A 20,526-nucleotide genomic window follows, 5' to 3' on the forward strand; every position below is an offset into this window, starting at 1 on the left:
TGATATGGCTAAATTTGCAGCAAACCTCAGTATGATGTTTAACGAAGTTCCTTTTATTCAGCGCTTTGAACGCGCTGCACAAGCGGGCTTTACTGGCGTTGAATATCTTTTCCCCTATGAAGAACAACCTGAAGCGATAGCTGAACAGTTGGAAAAATATGGTTTAACTCAAGCGCTGTTCAACATGCCAGCGGGCGATTGGGCGGCGGGTGAACGCGGCATGGCATCTATTCCGGGTCGTGAAGATGAGTTCGCACAAGGCGTACAGACGGCACTGAAATATGCCAAGGCGTTGGGTTGTAAGCAGGTGCATGCGATGGCAGGTAAATTGGATGCCCGATTTACCCCTGAACAGCAGCAAGCGTGTTTTATTAAAAATATTCAATATGCCGCAGATATTATGGCTGAGCATGGCATTCGTGTATTAATTGAGCCTATCAATACGCGTGATATGCCGGGTTACTTTTTGACTACGCAAAAGCAAGCTGAGGCATTGCTACCAAAGATCGCACGTGAAAATGTGTTTATTCAATTGGATCTCTATCACTGCCAAATCATGGAAGGTGATTTATTGAAAACAATTGAGCGTTTATGGGGTAAATTTAGTCATATTCAGATAGCTTCAGTTCCTTATCGTCATGAGCCTGATAGCGGTGAAGTCAATTACCCATGGATTTTCAAACAATTAGATGAAATGGGATATCAAGGTTGGCTTGGATGTGAATATCACCCCGCAGGTCGTACCGAAGACGGTTTAGGTTGGCTGAAGCAAGCACAGTCTTAAACAGGAGAGCCTATGATCCCTTCAGAGCGTCGTGATTTTATTTACCGTTACGTCCATGAGTACCAAACCGTGTCGATTAACGACTTGGTGGAGCTAATGAATGTGTCGCATATGACGGTAAGACGTGATATCCGCATGCTAGAAGAGGAAGGGAAAGTCGTTGCAATAAGCGGTGGTGTTCGGTTAAACGATGCGTTACGCCAAGAGCTTCCTTGGAGTGAGAAAGCGCGTTTACATCACCGAAGCAAACGTGAAATAGGTAAATTTGCCTCATCGCTCGTTGAAGATGGGCAAGTGGTTTATCTCGATGCGGGAACAACGACATTTGAGATAGCCCGTGTGCTGGGTGAACGGTTTAATTTGACGATTGTGACTAATGATTTTTCTATCATGCAGTATTTGATGAACAAATCACAACTCAATCTGTATCACACGGGGGGGCAAGTGGATAAACGTAACCATTCGTGTGTTGGCAATACCGCCGCAATGATGCTGAAAACCCTAAATGTTGATGTGGCATTTATTAGCACTAGCTCTTGGGATTTACTGCATGGGGTTTCCACGCCTCATGAAGAAAAAGTACAAATAAAACAAACATTACTGGATGTTGCTCGGCGCTGTGTGCTGGTTTCTGACAGTAGCAAATTTGGTAAATATGGCATGTTCCGTGTTTGCCCACTAAATCAATTGCACGACATTATTTGTGATGATCAGCTACCAAACGATGCTGTGCAGCGGATAACAGAACAAAATATAAAACTTCATTTAATAAAGACATAAATAATCTTACCTAATGATGAATAGCTCAAATTAGGGCTATTCAAGGAGAATAACAATGAAAGTTATCATTACAGGCGGCGCTGGCTTTTTGGGTCAGCAGCTAGCCGCTGCTTTACTTAAAAACAGCCAGGGTTTTAAATTTGACCAACTCGTTTTAGCGGATATTCAGTGCCCTACATCGCCAATTGAAGACGCTAGAGTGAGTTGTGTTGCAACAGATTTAACTCAGCTGGGTGCCGCTGATAAGCTGATTGATGCGCAAACCGACATCGTTTATCACCTCGCTGCTATTGTGAGTAGTCATGCTGAAAGCGATTTTGATTTAGGCATGAAAGTAAATTTCGAAGCGACTCGCCAATTATTGGAAGTGGCTCGTGCTAAAAACCCTGCAATGAAGTTTATCTTTACCAGTTCATTAGCAGTATTTGGCGGTGAACTACCTGACGTTATCACCGACCTTTGTGTGGTTAACCCGCAATCATCGTATGGTGCACAAAAAGCGATGTGCGAATTGATGGTTAATGACTATTCACGTAAAGGCTATGTTGATGGACGTGTGTTACGCCTACCAACAATCAGTGTGCGCCCTGGCGTTCCGAACAAAGCCGCTTCTTCATTTGCCAGTGGCATCATTCGTGAGCCATTAAATGGGGTTGAGAGTGTTTGCCCTGTTTCACCTGAACTTGCGTTGTGGCTCTCGAGTCCAGAAACGGTTGTCAGTAATTTCATTCATGCTGCAACCATTTCAGCAGAGCAATTTGGCTTGTCTCGTACGGTTAACTTACCGGGGATCACTGTGACAGTTCAAGGGATGATTGATGCTCTACGTGATGTCGCAGGCCAAAAAACGGTTGATCTGATCCGTTTTGAGCCGGATGAAGCCATTAACCGTATTGTCGCAAGTTGGCCGGGTAAATTCGATATTAGCCGTGCTTTAGGCCTTGGTTTCCGTGCAGATGGTTCGTTTGCTGATGCAATTCGTTCATTCATCACTCACCACGGCTCACAGCAATAGGGGATAAGCTATGTCCTATATTCCTATTATTGGCCTCGCGGTGGCCATATTTGTCCTGATCTTCTTGGTATTGCGAACGCGTATTCATGCGTTACTTGCCATGTTGATTGCAGCAGCTATTGCAGGTATCTCAGGTGGGTTAACCGCCGCAGAAACCGTCTCTGTAATTACAAAAGGTTTTGGTAGCACACTCGGTGGTATCGGTATTGTTATCGGTCTCGGGGTAATGATGGGAAGGGTACTAGAAGTTTCTGGTGCCGCTGAACAAATAGCGTATAGCTTTATTCGTTGGTTAGGGAAAAAACGCGAAGAATGGGCGCTGGCTATCACAGGTTATATCGTCAGTATTCCAATTTTCGTTGACTCCGCATTCGTGATCCTCTACCCATTAGCGAAGGCATTAGCGAAAAATGGTAAGCGTAGTCTGCTGACACTTGGTGTCGCATTAGCTGGTGGCTTAGTGGTTACTCACCACACAGTGCCGCCGACTCCGGGTCCTTTAGGGGTTGCTGGGATCTTCGGTGTGGATATTGGTGCCATGATCTTAACGGGGATGACCCTTGCTATCCCTTGCGTTATTGGGATCGTATTTTACGCGAAGTGGTTAGCTGTTAAATACCCTGAGTTTATGCCCGATGAAAGCAACAACGCAGATCTGAAAGAAATTCACGACCGCTATATGGAAGAAAAGGCGAACAAGCCGTTACCAAGCCTCTTCTTATCTGTATTACCTATCGTAACACCGATCTTGTTGATCTTTATCAATGCGGTCAACGGGTTATTGCTAAAAACCGACGCCTTTCAAGGGATGGAGAATAATTGGTATTTCCAGACCTTTGAATTCCTTGGTGCGCCAATAATCGCTCTGTCTATCAGTGTGTTGATTGCCGTTTATACGCTGATGCCAAAAGCGACGAAAGAAGAAGTCATCGACCGCATGGAAGAAGGCTTACAGTCAGCCGGGATCATCTTACTGGTAACAGGTGCGGGTGGTGCGTTAGGTGCGGTTTTACGTGACAGTGGTACGGGGAATATTTTAGCGGAGCATGTGGCGAGTTTACCAATCACTCCAGTGTTGATCCCATTTATTATCGCCACATTGGTACGTTTAATTCAGGGTTCGGGCACCGTCGCGATGATCACAGCGGCATCGATTTCTGCTCCCATTATTAGCCAGATCCCTGATATCAATCTGCTTGTTGCGGCTCAAGCTGCGACAATGGGGTCACTGTTCTTTGGTTATTTCAACGACAGCCTCTACTGGGTTGTTAACCGAATGATGGGTATTAAGGACGTTAGACAACAGATGATGGTTTGGTCTATCCCAACAACGATAGCTTGGGCCATTGGTCTAGTAGGCGTTCTGATCCTTGATGTAGTTCTCTGATAGATAAACTATCTTTTATTTCTGCCAATAATTCAAAGCGCCTTCGGGCGCTTTTTCGTGACTTTCTTTCATATCGTCTATACTGATTGCATATTTGTATTTAAAACAATTAATTTGTGATCTAAATCACCATTTAATGAAATCTAGATAAAATCATTTCCATTAAAAGTGACTATGGTCACTAAATTGACATGGGTTTACCGCTATATTAATCACAACGTATAAATTCAATGATGCCATTGTGTAAAGGAGTTTGATATGTCTGACGTATTCCACTTAGGGCTAAAAAAGAGTGACTTACAGGGTGCAACCGTTGCAATTGTTCCCGGTGATCCAAATCGTGTCGAGAAAATCGCACGCCTGATGGATAATCCGGTACATCTCGCTTCTTTACGTGAGTTCACCTCTTGGCGTGGTGAGCTTGATGGTAAAGCAGTCATTATTTGTTCAACGGGAATTGGTGGTCCTTCAACCTCTATTGCTGTAGAAGAACTTGCGCAGCTAGGTATTCGTACTTTCTTGCGTATTGGTACTACAGGGGCTATTCAAGAAAATATTAATGTTGGTGATGTGTTAGTGACAACCGCAGCCGTAAGATTAGACGGTGCGAGCCAACATTTTGCGCCATTGGAATACCCAGCCGTTGCTAACTTTACTTGTACGAATGCACTCTATGATGCAGCGAAAGAAGCGGGTGCAACAGTCCATGTGGGTGTGACTGCTTCATCGGATACCTTCTATCCAGGCCAAGAGCGTTATGACACCTATACTGGTCGTGTGATGCGCCATTTCAGAGGTTCAATGAAAGAATGGCAAGATATGGGCGTGATGAACTATGAGATGGAATCAGCGACGTTGCTGACCATGTGCTCAAGCCAAGGCCTACGTGCGGGTATGGTTGCAGGTGTGATTGTTAACCGTACTCAACAAGAAATTCCAGACGAAGCACTGTTGAAGAAAACAGAAAGCAATGTATTAAGCATTGTTGTTGAAGCTGCGCGTCGTCTACTTTAATTTCTCCTATTACTGGCTCGTTTACTTTGATGTTCGCTCGGTTGTGAATAAACCGTAGACGAGCCCAGTTTTCTTTCTCTTTTTCGATATTGATTACATTTCAATGCACTCTTTTATGAATACCTGCTTAACGGCGGGTATTTTTTCTGATTTTTTTCCGGTCATAATCTGTTATGGTTTTAGTCATAATCAATATCATAGGTAGCGATAATTATGACAAAAACACCTTATTTACACCCTTCAGTATTACCGTTAAAAGGTGGAATTAACTTCCGTGACCTCGGCGGAAAAAAATTAGCCAATGGCAACAAAATAAAATCAGGCGTGCTATTTCGTTCAGGAGCTTTGAACCATTTAACGACAGAGGATTTGGCCGTTTTACAATCACAAAACCTTTATCAAATATTGGATTACCGTGATGTGGCGGAAACAAAAGCAAAACCAGATATGATTTGGGATGGTGCTCATTATGTTAATGCCCCAGCGAACCCTATGGCAAAGGAGGTCAGTGCCGACTTAGGTCAACTGACACCAGAGTCACTTGAACAGTTTGACCCTAAAATATTTATGGGGCGCCTTTACGAGCTATTGCCTTTAAATAATCCTGCTTACCATCAACTTGTGAGTATGTTAAAGCAGCCTGAAAAAGGGGGGATCGTTCAGCATTGTGCGGTCGGTAAAGATCGTACTGGTGTTGGCGCCGCTTTGGTACTATTTGCGCTGGGTGCAGACTTAGATACCGTCATGGAAGATTACCTACTGACAAATGAAACCCTCGCGCCATTCCGTAAGCATTTATTGGAAGAGCATGCACAAAGGATGAGTGACAGTGTGGTGAAAAAGTTTGAGTATGTCTATTCTGTGCGTGAAGAATTTCTTATGACAGCCATAAATAGCATAAAAACACATTATGGTAGTATTGATAAATGGCTGGAGAGTGATTTTGGACTGGATAATGCTGGCAGAAGCTTACTTCAAAGTTATTTCCTCGAATAATTAGTTTAAGATTGGTTTATTACATATTAGTTAATGTATTAAACCAATCCATTATAAGGGAGAAAGGCTGTGACGTTGAATGAAATCGTCCATACAGTGACCGAATTTACCCGTGAACATGAAATATGGGCGCTGCCAATCATCTTCTTTCTAGCATTTGGTGAATCTTTAGCCTTTTTATCTTTGCTGTTGCCTGCAACTGTCATCCTGTTAGGTTTAGGTGCCCTCATCGGCGAAAGTGGTATTACATTCTGGCCTGTATGGCTTGCGGCAACGTTAGGGGCATTTTTTGGTGATTGGCTCTCTTATTGGTTTGGTTTTCACTATAAAGATAACGTCCGTAAAATGTGGCCGATTTCTCGCAAACCTCAAATGATTGATAGAGGGCAGCACTTTTTCAATCGTTGGGGCATATGGAGTGTCTTTTTAGGGCGTTTCTTCGGCCCATTCAGAGCCGTCGTACCTTTAGTGGCTGGGATTTGTAAAATGCCTAAACGCTATTTTCAGGCGGCAAACTTAGTGTCTGCGATGATTTGGGCATTTGGTATATTAGCGCCAGGCGCATTTGGATTACGTTGGCTAGCTCAGTGGATGGGCTAAGCTGCGAATCGTCTCGCAATTTAGGGCTTGTTTTAAATTACTTCTGGACTGATATACAGTATCCGATTACCTTACCCTAGATCTCGTCATGTAAGGATTTAACAGTGGATACCTCTCTTTTATATGGGGTTATTGGCGCCCTTGGCGGTATATTAATTGGCGGCTTAGCCGTTTGGCTGTTTATTGCGCAAAAACTTAATCAAAAAGAGCAAGAACTCCAACACATTAATCGTCAACTTGCGGCCAGTGATGAAAAAAACATCCATCTTTCTGAGTGGAAAATGGAATATGAACGTCTCGATCAAGAGTTGCGAACACTCAGAGATATTAATCGTGAGCAAGAAGCTGAATTACGAGAAATCACAACGCGTTTTGAGCAAAGCCAGCTAGCCAATGAAGAGAAACAGCGCCTGCTGCAAAACAGTGAGCAGCGGTTAACGATTCAATTTGAAAATTTAGCCAACCGGATTTTTGAGCAGAATGAGCGTAGGGCATCAGAGCAGCAGCAAAAAAGCTTGATTGCCATGTTATCCCCATTTCGTGAACAGCTTGAAGGGTTCCGCCAACAGGTACAGCAAAGCTTTGGTGAAGAAGCCAAAGAGCGGCATACACTGGCGTATGAAATCCGTCAGTTACAGCAGCTAAATACTCAAATGACCAAAGAAACGGTTAACCTGACTCGAGCCCTTAAAGGGGATAACAAGATCCAAGGAAACTGGGGAGAAACCATTCTGACGCGGATCTTGGAAGCTTCTGGTTTACGCAAAGGGAGTGAGTTTGAAACACAAGTCAGTATTAATACCAGCTATAACAGCCGTTATCAGCCTGATGTGATTATCCGCTTGCCTGAAGGTAAAGACGTGATTGTTGATGCAAAAATGTCACTGGTCGCTTATGAAAGATATTTCAATAGTGAAGACCCTGACGAACAAACTCAGGCTATCAAAAACCATGTAGCTTCAATTCGTAATCACATGCGTATGCTAAGTCATAAGGACTATCATCAACTACCGGGGATACGCTCTTTAGATTATGTATTGATGTTTATTCCAATTGAACCGGCTTACTTATTGGCTTTAAAAGAATCGCCTGAGCTACTTGATGAAGGTATAAAACAGAATATCATGTTAGTTTGCCCTTCCACATTATTAGTGGCGGTGCGAACAATTAACAATTTGTGGCGCTATGAACGCCAAGGGCAAAATGCGCAAGAAATTGCCGCAAAAGCCGCAAAAATGTACGACAAATTACGCCTTTTTGTTGATGACATGCAACTTTTAGGGGCAAGCCTTGATAAAGCGGATAATGCTTACCAATCCGCAATGAAAAGGTTGGCTGAGGGGCGTGGTAATTTAATTAGTCAGGCAGAAAGCTTTAAAGAAATGGGGGTTGAGGTAAAACAGCCTATTTCACCACAGCTCGTTGAAAAGTCAGATAAGCCATATTGTGCGGAATCTTAGACTTCTTGATAGGGTTTTACCTCAAAGACTGTTACACTTCCTACAAAAGTTTGAATTATAAACAGGCATAATAGAAATGACAGAACCATCAAAAGAAACTATTGATTTTGGTTTCCGTACCGTAGGCAAAGAAGATAAAGTTGGCCTTGTGGCTAATGTTTTTCACTCTGTAGCATCAAAATATGACTTGATGAATGATTTAATGTCTTTCGGCATTCATCGTGTCTGGAAACGTTTTACGATAGAAGCCAGTGGTGTACGTCGTAACCAACGTGTTTTAGATCTTGCTGGTGGTACTGGTGATTTAACCGCGAAGTTTTCTCGTCTTGTCGGTGAAAAAGGTGAGGTGATCCTCGCTGATATTAACGACTCTATGTTAAAAATGGGACGTGAAAAATTACGTGATCTTGGTATTGTTGGTAATGTTAGCTATGTTCAAGCCAACGCAGAAGAACTGCCATTCCCTGATAACTATTTTGATTGTATCACCATCTCTTTTGGGCTACGTAATGTGACCGATAAAGACAAAGCTTTACGCTCAATGTTCAGAGTGTTAAAGCCAGGTGGTCGTCTGCTAGTACTTGAATTCTCTAAGCCTGTTATTGAGCCGCTTAATAAGGCTTATGACGCGTATTCATTCCATGTTCTACCTCGTATTGGTCAAGCTGTGGTTGGGGATCCTGATAGCTATCGTTATCTTGCAGAATCTATCCGTATGCACCCAGACCAAGAAACACTGAAATCAATGATGGAAAATGCAGGCTTTGAACAAGTCTCCTATACCAATATGACAGGTGGTATTGTCGCATTGCATAAAGGGTTTAAATTCTAAGATGGAAGCCACATCAGCACAGGCTGAAAGCCAAAATACAGTGTTATATTCTTTAATGACGGCATTCATGGAAACATGTTTGAATCATATGTTATTTAAAGAATCGGTCTTAAAACCCGCTAGAGCGCGCTTAGCGGGTAAAGTCATGTCTATCGATTTGAAAGAGCTGAATAAAACATTGACGTTGATTTTCAGTGATAACCATGTCGATGTTTTAAGCCAATGGCATGAGCCTGCTGATTGTACAATCAAAACATCCCTCTTTACGCTAATTAAGCTAAAAGACAAACAACAGTTATCACAGCTAATCAATAGTGGTGAAATTGTTATTGAAGGTGATATGCAGGTTGTACAGCATTGGTCGTCATTATTAGATATGGCAATTTGGGATCCTGCACACTATCTATCCCCTTACTTAGGCGATGTCGCGGCACAAGGTATTAGCCAAGTACTACGCAAGGGCGCGAGTTTAGCTTCACATTTAGCATGCAGGCAAAAAAACTATATCAAAGACACACTGCTTGAAGAGTGGAAAATGGCTCCAAACCCACTCGAACTGGCTTATTTTAGTGATGAAGTAGAACAAGTTTCTGATTCACTAAGTGAGCTAGAAAAACGATTGAGCCAGTTGGAGGAGTATAATGACGCCCGGTGAAATAAAACGTCTCTACTTTATTATTCGGGTATTCCTTTCGTATGGTTTGGATGAGCTCATCCCAAAAGTAAAGCTGACGTTACCGCTGCGTATTGGTCGTTTTGGTTTCTTTTGGATTAAAAACCAGCATAAGGGCAAAGAGCTTGGTGAGCGTTTACGTTTAGCTTTACAAGAATTGGGGCCTGTCTGGATCAAGTTTGGGCAGATGCTATCTACCCGACGCGATCTGTTTCCACCCGCTATCGCTGACCAACTCTCTTTGCTGCAAGATAAGGTCGCTAGCTTTGACGGCAAACTGGCTCGTCGTTACATTGAAGAATCATTAGGCGGCCCACTCGAACAGTGGTTTGATGATTTCGATGAAAAGGCACTAGCGTCAGCTTCGATTGCTCAAGTACATACCGCAAAACTCAAAGAGAATGGTAAGGAAGTCGTTTTAAAAGTTATCCGTCCTGATATCCTGCCGGTTATCAAAGCGGATGTAAAACTCATGTATCGTATCGCTAATTGGGTGCCTTTACTGCCTGATGGTCGCCGTCTACGCCCTAAAGAAGTGGTTCGTGAATATGAAAAAACCTTGATCGATGAGCTAAATCTCTTACGTGAATCGGCTAATGCTATCCAGCTTCGTCGTAATTTTGAGAATAGCTCAATGCTATATGTACCAGAGGTTTATGCCGATTATTGTCGCGAAAACGTTATGGTCATGGAGCGTATCTATGGTATTCCTGTTTCCGATATTGCGGCTTTAAAAGCGCAAGGAACAAACATGAAAATCTTGGCGGAAAGGGGCGTGAAAGTCTTCTTTACTCAAGTTTTTCGTGACAGCTTTTTCCATGCAGATATGCACCCCGGCAATATTTTTGTCAGCTATGAGCACCCTGAAGATCCGCTATATATCGGCATCGATTGTGGTATTGTTGGTTCACTGAATAAAGAAGATAAGCGCTATCTTGCAGAGAACTTTATTGCTTTCTTTAATCGTGATTACCGTAAGGTCGCTGAACTGCATGTCGACTCAGGTTGGGTGCCAGCAGATACTAACGTTGAAGATTTTGAGTTTGCTATCAGAACCGTTTGTGAACCTATTTTCGAAAAACCGTTAGCTGAAATTTCATTTGGGCATGTGCTATTAAACTTATTTAATACTGCGCGCCGTTTCAATATGGAAGTGCAGCCCCAACTTGTACTGCTACAGAAAACCTTACTCTATATTGAAGGCTTAGGCCGTCAGCTTTATCCTCAATTGGATCTATGGAAAACGGCGAAACCATTTTTAGAAGATTGGGTACACAGTCAAGTCGGTATTCCTGCAATTACCCAAGCGTTAAAAGAGAAAGCCCCTTACTGGGCCGAGAAAATGCCTGAAATTCCAGACTTAATTTATGGTGCTTTGCGTCAACATAAGTTCTTACAGTCCAATATCGAACAATTGTCAGAACAATTAAAACAGCAACGTAATAAACAGCGTAAGTCTCAATACCTATTAGGAATTGGTGCAACACTGATTCTTTGCGGGAGTTTATTCTTTATTTCCGCTTCAAATAGAATGGCTATAGCATTTATGTCTGCTGGCGCGTTATCATGGATTATAGGCTGGTATAAATCGGGGAAAAGTTAAGTAAACCTTGTTTTGCGACAAGTTTATAAGCCTGTGAATATTTCCGTATTGTGAGCAGGTTGTATATAATGGGATAAATAACTATTGATCCCACTTTTACAGAGGTATAAACAATGGAATCAACTATTGCAACGGCCGCTTTTGGTAGCCCTTGGCAACTTATTATTATTGCTCTACTTATTATTTTAATTTTCGGCACCAAAAAATTACGTTCTCTGGGGTCGGATTTAGGTGAATCATTGAAAGGCTTTAAAAAAGCGATGAACGATGATGAAGCTGCTAAGGCTGCAAAAGAAGAGCAAGAAAAACAAGATGCTGACTTTGCACCTAAAAATATTACAGAACAGCAACAGGCTGCTGACAAGAAAGACAGCCCAGTTGAGAGCAAAAATAAAGAGCAGGGTTAAACCGTGTTTGACATAGGTTTCAGTGAACTGCTGCTTGTTGCAGTTATTGGTCTTGTCGTCTTAGGCCCTGAGCGCCTACCAGTAGCAGTGAGAACTGTTGCTGGTTGGATCCGTGCGATGCGTTCATTAGCCTCCAATGTGCAAAATGAATTGTCACAAGAACTCAAATTGCAAGAGTTACAAGACACGTTGAAAAAAGTTCAGGAAAAAGCGGGTATGGAAACGCTTTCCCCTGAACTGAAACAATCTATGGATGAGCTTCGCCAAGCTGCACAATCATTAAAAACAGGATATCACTCGACAACAGAGAGCGTTGCAAGTGAGCTACAAAAAGCAAAAGAGTTAACTGATAACTACGACAATGCAGTTAAAGATGCTCAAAATAAAGCTTCGCAACCACCAGAGTCTGAATCGGATCCTGATCCTGAATATGCAGCAAAAATGGCAGCTGTCGTCGATGAGCCGACAAAGCCATCGCTAAACAATGACAGCGACCAGCAAAATGGCGTTACAGAGAAAAAAAATCCTAATCAGACAGAAAGCGAAAAATAGAACATGGCTGTAAATGATACACAACCACTTATTAGCCACCTCATTGAACTCAGGAAGCGGCTGTTAAACTGTTTGATTACGGTTTTGATTGTGTTCGCTGCCTTAGCTTACTTTTCAAATGATATATATCGGCTAGTCGCCGCACCTTTGATTGATAAGCTTCCTGTTGGTTCTCAAATGAGTGCGACAGATGTGGCATCAACCTTTTTCACTCCAATTAAACTGACCATGATGGTATCGGTATTTATTTCGATACCGGTGATCCTATACCAAATTTGGGCCTTTATTGCGCCAGCGTTATATAAGCACGAACGTCGGCTGATGCTGCCTTTATTGGTCTCTAGTAGCTTCCTTTTCTATTTAGGGATGGCTTTTGCTTACTTTGTTGTCTTCCCATTAGCCTTTGGTTTCTTTGTCAAAACAACACCGGATAGCGTCAATTTCATTCCTGATATTAGTAAATATCTCAGTTTTGTAATGACGTTATTTATGGCATTTGGTGCGGCCTTTGAAGTACCGATTGCTATTATTCTGTTGTGTTGGACCGGCGTCACAACCCCTGAATCACTAAAACGCAAACGGCCTTATATTTTAGTCGGTGCATTTATTGTGGGGATGTTTTTAACGCCACCAGATGTACTTTCTCAAACGTTACTTGCCGTGCCAATGTATCTGTTGTTTGAGCTCGGTGTGCTTTTATCTAACTTTTATGTGAGTAAAGGTCGGCGAGATCGGGAAAATAATGAAGAAGACGATGAAGAGAAAGAAGAGTCTTAATTTATCGTTATTCAGTCTATAAAAACTCGATTTATAACTGCACTCAACAGGTTGGTAGCCAACCCAATTAAGGTGCAGTTTTTTTATGTGGGTTAAGATAGCTTTTTAAACTGAGTATTATCGAGTACTTTAGACACATTTTTATTTAAAATATTCAGTAATAAGATTGAGCGTGATTCACCATTAGGCTCATCATAAATTGCCTGAATACCTGCAAAAATGCCTTCGGTAATCAAGACATTATCACCATGAGTTGGTGTTTCGGGATCGACGAGATGCCCAAGGGGCGCTTGTTGCAAAAGTTCGATAATTTCGTCTGGTACAATGGCGGGGTGTAGGCCAAAACGGACAAAATGGCTGACACCGCGAGTGGATTGTATTGTAGTGGTATGGATTTCGTTATGATCGAACTTCACGAACAGATAATTAGGGAATAGCGGCTCTTGTACTTTTGTTCGCTTTCCTCTAACCACTTTTTCTATTTCTGTCATGGGAGTCATGCAGATCACATTTTGCCTATTTAGGTGCTCTATGGCCCTATCAATTTGGCCACGTTTACAATATAGCAGATGCCATTTTTCCATTTCTTAAACCCAATACAACAAAATTATGCTCATCATAACAAATTAAAGTATAAAAATGTGACTAATCGACAAAGTAAGAATAGCATTTAGAATCAGAAATATATACTAACTAAAAATCAATAAATTATAGTTAGTGATAATGTAATAACAGGTTATCTAGGAGACAGCATGGAAATTTTTTTATTGAGTAACGGTAAGCTTCCAAACAATCCAGTATGGCTAAGTTATGCCTTACCTCGTATCCATGAAATGATCGCGCGTAGGAACATTACATCAGCGGTATTGGTGCCTTATGCGATATTACGGGATCCTCATGATGAGCGAGCAGAGCAATTAAGCGAAGCTTTAGGTATTAAAGTTACGTCAATTGAACATTTTTCCAGCCCTGTCGAAGCGATTGAACAAGCAGAATGTATCCTTGTAAGTGGGGGCAATACATGGTGGTTAAATAAATGCCTGCATGAAAATGGGTTGATTGTTGCGATCCAGCGCGCGGTTAAAGAGCGTGATGTTCCCTATATTGGTTGGAGTGCGGGTTGTAATGTGGCTACACCAAGTATTCGTACGACCAATGATATGCCTGTGAGTAATGCGGTGATTATGCCGTCTTTGGGGTTGTTTCCCGTACAGATAAATCCCCACTATATCGATTCTCATATCTCAGGTCATATGGGGGAAACGCGAGATGAGCGATTACAAGAGTTTTGTGTCATCAACCCTCATGAAGTCGTGGTTGCACTGAGAGAAGGTAGTGGATTACAGATTAAAGGCAACACATTGACTTATTTCAGTGGTAAAAATGAAGGTTTTAAACTCTTTCAGCACAACCAATCATTCCCTGAACAGTTTGATACTTTATCATTAAAAGCATTGGTTCCATTCGATTGCCAGTAAAATAAGATGTTTTTGACTATAACCATATTGATTATGAATAGTTTTTGTGGGTAACTTGTAACCTTGGCCGGACGTCTTATAATGAGACTCCCTCTGTAATAGTAAAAGATGACAATGAAATACCGTGACCTAAGAGACTTCATTGCCCAGCTTGAAAAGCAAGGCGAACTAAAACGTATTACGATGGAAGTCGACCCTTACCTCGAAATGACGGAAATAGCTGATCGCACGCTTAGAGCAGGGGGCCCTGCCTTATTATTTGAAAACCCTAAAGGCTATGATATGCCCGTTTTGTGCAACCTATTTGGCACAACCAAACGTGTTGCGATGGGAATGGGGCAGGAAGATATCAAGGCACTACACGATGTTGGTAAGCTGCTTGCTTTTCTAAAAGAGCCGGATCCACCGAAAGGTTTTCGTGACCTGTTTGATAAATTACCTAAGTTCAAACAGGTACTCAACATGCCAGCAAAACGGCTAAGCTCAGCCCCTTGCCAAGAGCAAATTTGGGCGGGGGATGACGTCGATTTAACCAAAATCCCTGTTATGCACTGCTGGCCTGAAGATGCTGCGCCGCTGATTACATGGGGATTAACGGTAACAAGAGGCCCTAATAAAGAGCGTCAAAACTTGGGTATTTACCGCCAACAGGTGTTGGGGAAAAATAAAGTGATCATGCGTTGGCTCTCTCACCGCGGTGGTGCGCTGGATTTTCAAGAGTGGTGCCAACAGCATCCGGGGGAAAAATTCCCTGTCGCAGTAGCGCTTGGTGCGGATCCTGCAACTATCCTAGGTGCGGTGACTCCAGTTCCTGATACGCTGTCTGAATATGCGTTCGCCGGTTTATTACGTGGTAATAAAACGGAAGTCGTTAAATGTATCTCGAATGATCTTGAAGTACCTGCGGGCGCTGAGATTATCTTAGAAGGCTACATTGAACCTGGTGAGCTCGCGCCGGAAGGGCCTTATGGTGATCATACTGGTTATTATAATGAGATAGATAGTTTCCCTGTCTTTACGGTAACCCATGTTACTCAACGCCGTGATGCGATTTACCATTCTACCTATACAGGCCGGCCACCCGATGAGCCTGCCGTACTGGGTGAAGCCCTAAATGAAGTCCTAGTACCTATTTTACAAAAGCAGTTTCCAGAAATCGTCGATTTTTACCTTCCTCCAGAAGGGTGCTCATATCGTCTTGCTGTTGTTACGATGAAAAAACAATACGCAGGCCATGCAAAACGCGTCATGATGGGTGTTTGGTCTTACCTCCGTCAATTTATGTACACAAAATTTGTTATTGTGTGTGACGATGATATCAATGCGCGTGACTGGAAAGATGTGATCTGGGCGATAACCACTCGTATGGATCCTGCTCGCGATACTGTTATGATGGAAAATACACCTATCGATTATCTTGATTTTGCATCACCAGTCTCTGGTCTAGGGTCAAAAATGGGGCTAGATGCAACAAATAAATGGCCCGGTGAGACAAACAGGGAATGGGGTAGGCCAATTGTTATGGATGAACAAGTGAAGTCGCGAATTGATGATATTTGGGATCAATTGAATATTTTTGAAAAATAAGAGGGGAGCCATGGCAACTTTGAGCTGTAAAGTCACATCTGTTGAGTCCATAACTGACACAGTATATCGGGTTATTTTGTTGCCGGATGGTCCTTTTCATTTTAAAGCAGGTCAGTACCTTATGGTGATCATGGATGAGCGTGATAAGCGCCCATTCTCAATGGCATCTACACCTGCTAATAACGAAACAATTGAATTACATATTGGCGCTTCAGAAATCAATCTTTATGCCATGGCGGTGATGGATCGAATTTTAGATCAACGCCGTATCGATATTGATATCCCACATGGCAAGGCATGGTTTAGAGAAAATAGCCAAAACCCAATGATCTTAGTTGCAGGGGGCACGGGGTTTTCTTACACGCATTCTATCCTACTCGCGGCTCTCATGGAAAACCCTTCTAGGGATATTACCTTCTACTGGGGGGGGCGTCAGCTAGAGCACCTTTACGACTTAGGAGAGCTGCAAGCGCTTAGTGAACGTTATCCTAATCTAAAAGTGATACCTATCGTTGAACAACCGGATGAACAATGGAGAGGGCGCTCAGGAACGGTTTTAAGTGGGGTATTGGAAGATTTTGGTGATTTGTCCTCCTATGATATTTACATAGCAGGGCGTTTTGAAATGGCAAAAATCGCCAGAGAACGTTTTTGTGCAGAGCGTAATGCAAAGCCTGAACAATTATTTGGTGATGCCTACGAGTTTATTTAAATGATAATTTACTGAATATTTGAATCGATGGCCTGTGGCATGATTGAGCATATATGTGCCACTTTCCTCGTTGGAGATGACATTGATTTGTTGTTTTAGACAGTAACTTGTCAGTTAAACTTTGCCCAAATGGATAAACCAAGTGGCAAAAAAGAAAAAGCCCGCCCCTGACTAGGCGGGAATGTTGACAACATACAACAACACTACGGCAACTCGCGGCTATACCCTTTATATTTCAATTGGCGCAGGTTTAGCTGTTTGGCATTGCTCAGATAATACCGTTTTTGAGCTTATCCTTTTGGCAAACATGCGCTTGAACGACTTAGGGTATAGACACACTATACACGCTCAATGATCGTGGCAATGCCTTGCCCAAATCCGATACACATTGTTGCTAGGCCAAATTGTTTATCCTTCAGCTCTAACTGATTGAGCAATGCCGTTGTAATCCTTGCTCCAGAACAACCCAGAGGGTGGCCCAATGCAATAGCACCGCCATTAAGGTTGACTTTTTCATCAATAAGGCTTTCTGGCAGTTTCAGCCCTTTTAAGCAGGCAATGGATTGAGCGGCAAATGCTTCATTTAATTCAATAATATCGATATCCGCTAATGATAACCCCGCGCGTTTTAGCGCTAGCTCTGTAGCAGGAACTGGCCCAAAGCCCATGATTGAAGGATCACAGCCAACAACGGCCATTGAGCGAACTTTGGCACGTGGCTTGAGCCCTCGTTCTTTAGCGTAGCTTTCGCCTGTGATGAGCATTGCTGACGCCCCATCTGAAAGGGCAGAAGAGTTACCTGCCGTGACGGTACCACTTACGGGGTCAAAGGCGGGGCGCAATGATGCTAGGCTTTCGAGGCTTGCATCAAAACGGATAACTTCATCATAATCCACGGCAAAGAGATTGCCTTGGCTGTCATGCCCAGCTACGGGCGCTATTTCATGTTTAAATTGACCATTTTTAGTGGCTTGGGCAGCACGTTGGTGCGATCTAAGGGCAAACGCATCTTGCTCCTCACGGCTAATTTTGTACATTTTAGCCAGCATTTCTGCGGTTAGGCCCATTGCACCAGCCGCTTTTGCGACACGTAACGTTAATTTAGGGTTGAAATCAATACCATGTGTCATGGGAACATGACCCATGTGCTCCACACCACCAATTAAGACTGAGTTTGCATCGCCTGTCATAATAAGTCGGCTAGCATCATGCAGAGCTTGCATTGAAGAGCCACACAAACGGTTAACTGTGACCGCAGGAACTGTATGTGGGATATCAGTCAGTAACGCAGCGTTTTTAGCGATATTAAACCCTTGTTCAAGGGTCTGTTGCACACAGCCCCAAATAATATCATTGAGTTCTTTTTTGCTTGCGTTAGGGTTGCGTTCAAAAATCACATTCATCAGGTGTGCTGAGAGGTCTTCCGCTCGGACATGGCGAAATACACCGCCCTTTGAACGCCCCATTGGTGTACGTATTCCATCGATAATAACGACATTTTCCATACTATTAGCCTCTCGCAACTTTTTTAATATCAATTGCCACTACAGGTGGCTTCGCATAATAACTGGAATTGGCCTGAGATTTTTCTTTGAGACCCGCAGGAATTTGATACAGAGGGCTTAACTGAGCATAGGTCTCCGCTGTCTTAGCATAAGATTGTGTGCCAACGGTATCTAAGTAGCGGAAGACGCCTCCTCGGAAAGGAGGGAACCCAAGGCCGTAAACTAAAGCGATGTCTGCATCGGCAGGGCTTTGAATGATGCCCTCTTCTAAACAACGAACGACCTCATTGATCATCGGGATCATCATACGTGCAATGATCTCTTCTTTTGTAAATGAGCGCTTGCCTTGACTGATTGAGGCGAGTAATGCATCTGTGGCGGGGTCATCAACTTTCTTTGGCTTTCCTTTTTTATCTTTTTCATATTGATAAAAGCCTTTACCATTTTTTTGCCCAAACCGTTTTTCTTCAAACATAACATCAATAGCATTTTTGCCTGTTTTACTCATGCGCTCAGGGAACCCTAATGCCATTACATGCTCTGCATGGGATGCGGTATCAATACCAACTACATCAAGAAGATATGCAGGTCCCATCGGCCAGCCAAATTCTTTTTCCATGACTTTATCGATTTCTCTGAAATCTGCACCATCTTGTAGCAGTAAGTTAAAACCTGCAAAGTAAGGGAAAAGAACCCTATTGACGAAGAAACCAGGGCAGTCATTAACGACAATGGGGGTTTTACCCATTTTGTTGGCGTAAGCGACGACTTTGGCGATGGTATCCTCTGAGGTTTTTTGACCACGAATAACCTCAACAAGCGGCATGCGATGCACAGGGTTGAAGAAGTGCATACCACAAAAATTTTCGGGACGTTTTAACGACTTCGCTAGCTCAGTAATCGGTATGGTCGACGTATTAGACGCTAAAATTGTTTCTGGGCTAACTAATGCTTCAACTTCCGTCAGCACAGCGGCTTTAATTTTGGGGTTTTCAACGACCGCTTCCACGATCACTTGTGAATTTTCGATACCCGCGTAAGAAAGCGAAGGATGAATCGATGCGAGTGTTTTCGCCATTTTTGAGGCATTGATTTTCCCGCGCTCAAATTGACCATTTAATAGTTTATGAGCCTCTTCGATGCCTAAATCTAAAGATTTTTCATTAATATCCTTCATGAGCACAGGAACGCCTTTACTTGCGGACTGGTAGGCTATTCCACCTCCCATAATTCCTGCTCCTAGTACTGCGGCATGTTGAGGCGCTTCAACGTGACGAGAAAGCTGTTTGCTTGTTGATTTAACTTGCTGATCATTTAAGAAAATACTAACTAATGAGCGAGCAACATCGCTATGAGCAAGTGGAACAAAAGCTGCTGTTTCATGTTTTAGGGCTTCAGTACGAGCACAGTTGGCTGCTTTTTCAATGGTATTGACTGCCGTCATAGGGGCGGGATAGTGTTTTCCTGCAACCTTATACACCATACCTTTTGCAACATTAAAGCTCATGCTCTGTTCAATAGGGCTAAGTTGTAATGGTTGTAACTTAGGTTGACGTCTTTGCTGCCAATTAATCGCTCCTGCGATTGCTGATTCAATGAGGGCAAGGGCTGATTCTACAAGTTTGTCCGTCTCAACAACGGCATCAACCAAGCCGAATTTGAGTGATTCTGCGGCACTAATGTCTTTGCCTGCGGTAATAATTTCTAGGGCGCTATCTAAACCGATTAATCGAGGTAAACGAACAGAGCCGCCAAAGCCCGGCATAATACCGAGTTTCGTTTCAGGTAACCCAATACGCGCATCTGGAGTCGCAATACGTAAGTCAGTAGAAAGAATACATTCACAGCCTCCACCTAGCGCATACCCATTAATGGCGCTAAGAGTAGGAACAGGTAAGTCTTCGATACGATTAAAAATACCATTTGCGTAGCCTAACCACTCGCTTAGGGTCTCTGCTGGTGCTTCAAAAAGTGAAAGAAACTCTTTGATATCTGCCCCAACAATAAATGCAGGCTTGTCAGATCTTAGAATAACGCCTAATAGGCCTGATTGCTGTTCAAGTACAGCAACTGCTTCATCAAGTGAAGCAACGGTATGAGTATCCAATTTATTTATTGGCCCAGGCGAGTTAAAAACGAGTTCTGCAATACCTGTTTTCAACCATTGAACATAGATTGTTTCACTTTGATAAAGCATGCCGTTCTCCTTATGATGATTTTATCATCTGGTACGACCAGATAGAGTTGAGTGTGACTAGAATGTTAAAGGAATGCAAATAATTGATAACAAAACTGGAACGTTGATCACAGCAAATAAGTGAAATATAGGAGAGGGAAAATAGTATTCTATTTAATAATCAGTTG

The 20,526-nt window shown here is 42.8% G+C and carries 20 protein-coding genes; 17 read left to right on the forward strand and 3 right to left on the reverse strand.

Annotated features, from left to right (window positions below; genetic code table 11):
- The first annotated feature begins 4 nt into the window (after window positions 1-4).
- The 14 genes from otnI to tatC all read left to right on the forward strand — a co-directional run bounded on the left by otnI (window position 5) and on the right by tatC (window position 12,880).
- The gene (gene otnI, locus M1E93_RS02270) at window positions 5-784 is read left to right on the forward strand and encodes a 2-oxo-tetronate isomerase (RefSeq protein WP_004924693.1); all 780 of its coding nucleotides are present in this window, start codon (window positions 5-7) and stop codon (window positions 782-784) included.
- Between the two features lie 12 nt (window positions 785-796).
- A complete protein-coding gene (locus M1E93_RS02275; protein ID WP_004924695.1) occupies window positions 797-1,564 on the forward strand; it encodes a DeoR/GlpR family DNA-binding transcription regulator in 768 nt (255 codons plus the stop codon).
- Between the two features lie 55 nt (window positions 1,565-1,619).
- Window positions 1,620-2,579, forward strand: a complete 960-nt coding sequence (gene denD, locus M1E93_RS02280; protein WP_104873015.1) for a D-erythronate dehydrogenase — start codon at window positions 1,620-1,622, stop codon at window positions 2,577-2,579.
- A gap of 10 nt (window positions 2,580-2,589) precedes the next feature.
- On the forward strand, window positions 2,590-3,966 hold the full coding sequence (locus M1E93_RS02285) for a GntP family permease (protein WP_004924699.1): 1,377 nt from the start codon (window positions 2,590-2,592) through the stop codon (window positions 3,964-3,966).
- Between the two features lie 258 nt (window positions 3,967-4,224).
- A complete protein-coding gene (gene udp, locus M1E93_RS02290; RefSeq protein WP_004924702.1) occupies window positions 4,225-4,980 on the forward strand; it encodes a uridine phosphorylase in 756 nt (251 codons plus the stop codon).
- Window positions 4,981-5,193: 213 nt separating this feature from the next.
- Window positions 5,194-5,976 carry a tyrosine-protein phosphatase gene (locus M1E93_RS02295; RefSeq protein WP_004924704.1) on the forward strand — a complete coding sequence of 261 codons (783 nt, stop codon included), beginning with the start codon at window positions 5,194-5,196 and terminating at the stop codon, window positions 5,974-5,976.
- Between the two features lie 69 nt (window positions 5,977-6,045).
- Window positions 6,046-6,576: a DedA family protein gene (locus M1E93_RS02300; protein WP_004924706.1), complete on the forward strand. Its 531-nt coding sequence runs from the start codon at window positions 6,046-6,048 to the stop codon at window positions 6,574-6,576.
- A gap of 104 nt (window positions 6,577-6,680) precedes the next feature.
- Window positions 6,681-8,036: a DNA recombination protein RmuC gene (gene rmuC, locus M1E93_RS02305; RefSeq protein ID WP_102780989.1), complete on the forward strand. Its 1,356-nt coding sequence runs from the start codon at window positions 6,681-6,683 to the stop codon at window positions 8,034-8,036.
- A gap of 76 nt (window positions 8,037-8,112) precedes the next feature.
- Window positions 8,113-8,868 carry a bifunctional demethylmenaquinone methyltransferase/2-methoxy-6-polyprenyl-1,4-benzoquinol methylase UbiE gene (gene ubiE / locus M1E93_RS02310; protein WP_004924710.1) on the forward strand — a complete coding sequence of 252 codons (756 nt, stop codon included), beginning with the start codon at window positions 8,113-8,115 and terminating at the stop codon, window positions 8,866-8,868.
- Between the two features lies 1 nt (window position 8,869).
- A complete protein-coding gene (locus M1E93_RS02315; protein WP_004924712.1) occupies window positions 8,870-9,523 on the forward strand; it encodes a ubiquinone biosynthesis accessory factor UbiJ in 654 nt (217 codons plus the stop codon).
- Window positions 9,510-11,144: a ubiquinone biosynthesis regulatory protein kinase UbiB gene (ubiB, locus tag M1E93_RS02320; RefSeq protein WP_004924714.1), complete on the forward strand. Its 1,635-nt coding sequence runs from the start codon at window positions 9,510-9,512 to the stop codon at window positions 11,142-11,144. The genes M1E93_RS02315 and ubiB overlap by 14 nt, the downstream gene beginning before the upstream one ends.
- A gap of 113 nt (window positions 11,145-11,257) precedes the next feature.
- The gene (gene tatA / locus M1E93_RS02325) at window positions 11,258-11,551 is read left to right on the forward strand and encodes a twin-arginine translocase TatA/TatE family subunit (protein ID WP_004924718.1); all 294 of its coding nucleotides are present in this window, start codon (window positions 11,258-11,260) and stop codon (window positions 11,549-11,551) included.
- 3 nt (window positions 11,552-11,554) lie between these two features.
- Window positions 11,555-12,103: a Sec-independent protein translocase protein TatB gene (gene tatB / locus M1E93_RS02330; RefSeq protein WP_014656861.1), complete on the forward strand. Its 549-nt coding sequence runs from the start codon at window positions 11,555-11,557 to the stop codon at window positions 12,101-12,103.
- 3 nt (window positions 12,104-12,106) lie between these two features.
- Complete coding sequence (tatC, locus tag M1E93_RS02335; protein ID WP_426207071.1) at window positions 12,107-12,880, forward strand: Sec-independent protein translocase subunit TatC; 774 nt, start codon at window positions 12,107-12,109, stop codon at window positions 12,878-12,880.
- Window positions 12,881-12,972: 92 nt separating this feature from the next.
- On the opposite strand, the gene rfaH is transcribed toward tatC, so the two are convergent.
- Entirely contained in the window at window positions 12,973-13,464 is a 492-nt protein-coding gene (rfaH, locus tag M1E93_RS02340) for a transcription/translation regulatory transformer protein RfaH (RefSeq protein ID WP_004924724.1), read from the reverse strand.
- A 168-nt stretch (window positions 13,465-13,632) separates the two neighbouring features.
- Here rfaH and pepE point away from each other — a divergent pair, with 168 nt between their 5' ends.
- The 3 genes from pepE to fre all read left to right on the forward strand — a co-directional run bounded on the left by pepE (window position 13,633) and on the right by fre (window position 16,657).
- Window positions 13,633-14,358, forward strand: coding sequence for a dipeptidase PepE (pepE, locus tag M1E93_RS02345; RefSeq protein ID WP_004924726.1), 726 nt, complete (start codon window positions 13,633-13,635; stop codon window positions 14,356-14,358).
- Between the two features lie 114 nt (window positions 14,359-14,472).
- Window positions 14,473-15,945 (forward strand): 4-hydroxy-3-polyprenylbenzoate decarboxylase, encoded by a 1,473-nt coding sequence (gene ubiD, locus M1E93_RS02350; protein ID WP_036941968.1) that lies wholly within the window; start codon window positions 14,473-14,475, stop codon window positions 15,943-15,945.
- A gap of 10 nt (window positions 15,946-15,955) precedes the next feature.
- Window positions 15,956-16,657, forward strand: coding sequence for an NAD(P)H-flavin reductase (gene fre / locus M1E93_RS02355; RefSeq protein ID WP_014656858.1), 702 nt, complete (start codon window positions 15,956-15,958; stop codon window positions 16,655-16,657).
- Between the two features lie 338 nt (window positions 16,658-16,995).
- Here the strand turns inward: fre and fadA are convergent, their stop codons facing one another.
- On the reverse strand, window positions 16,996-18,162 hold the full coding sequence (fadA, locus tag M1E93_RS02360; RefSeq protein ID WP_014656857.1) for an acetyl-CoA C-acyltransferase FadA: 1,167 nt from the start codon (window positions 18,160-18,162) through the stop codon (window positions 16,996-16,998).
- 4 nt (window positions 18,163-18,166) lie between these two features.
- Window positions 18,167-20,359 (reverse strand): fatty acid oxidation complex subunit alpha FadB, encoded by a 2,193-nt coding sequence (fadB, locus tag M1E93_RS02365; RefSeq protein WP_004924732.1) that lies wholly within the window; start codon window positions 20,357-20,359, stop codon window positions 18,167-18,169.
- Window positions 20,360-20,526: the final 167 nt, after the last annotated feature.

Origin of the sequence: Providencia sp. PROV272 (assembly GCF_049901975.1) — a bacterium.
Lineage (GTDB): Bacteria > Pseudomonadota > Gammaproteobacteria > Enterobacterales > Enterobacteriaceae > Providencia > Providencia stuartii.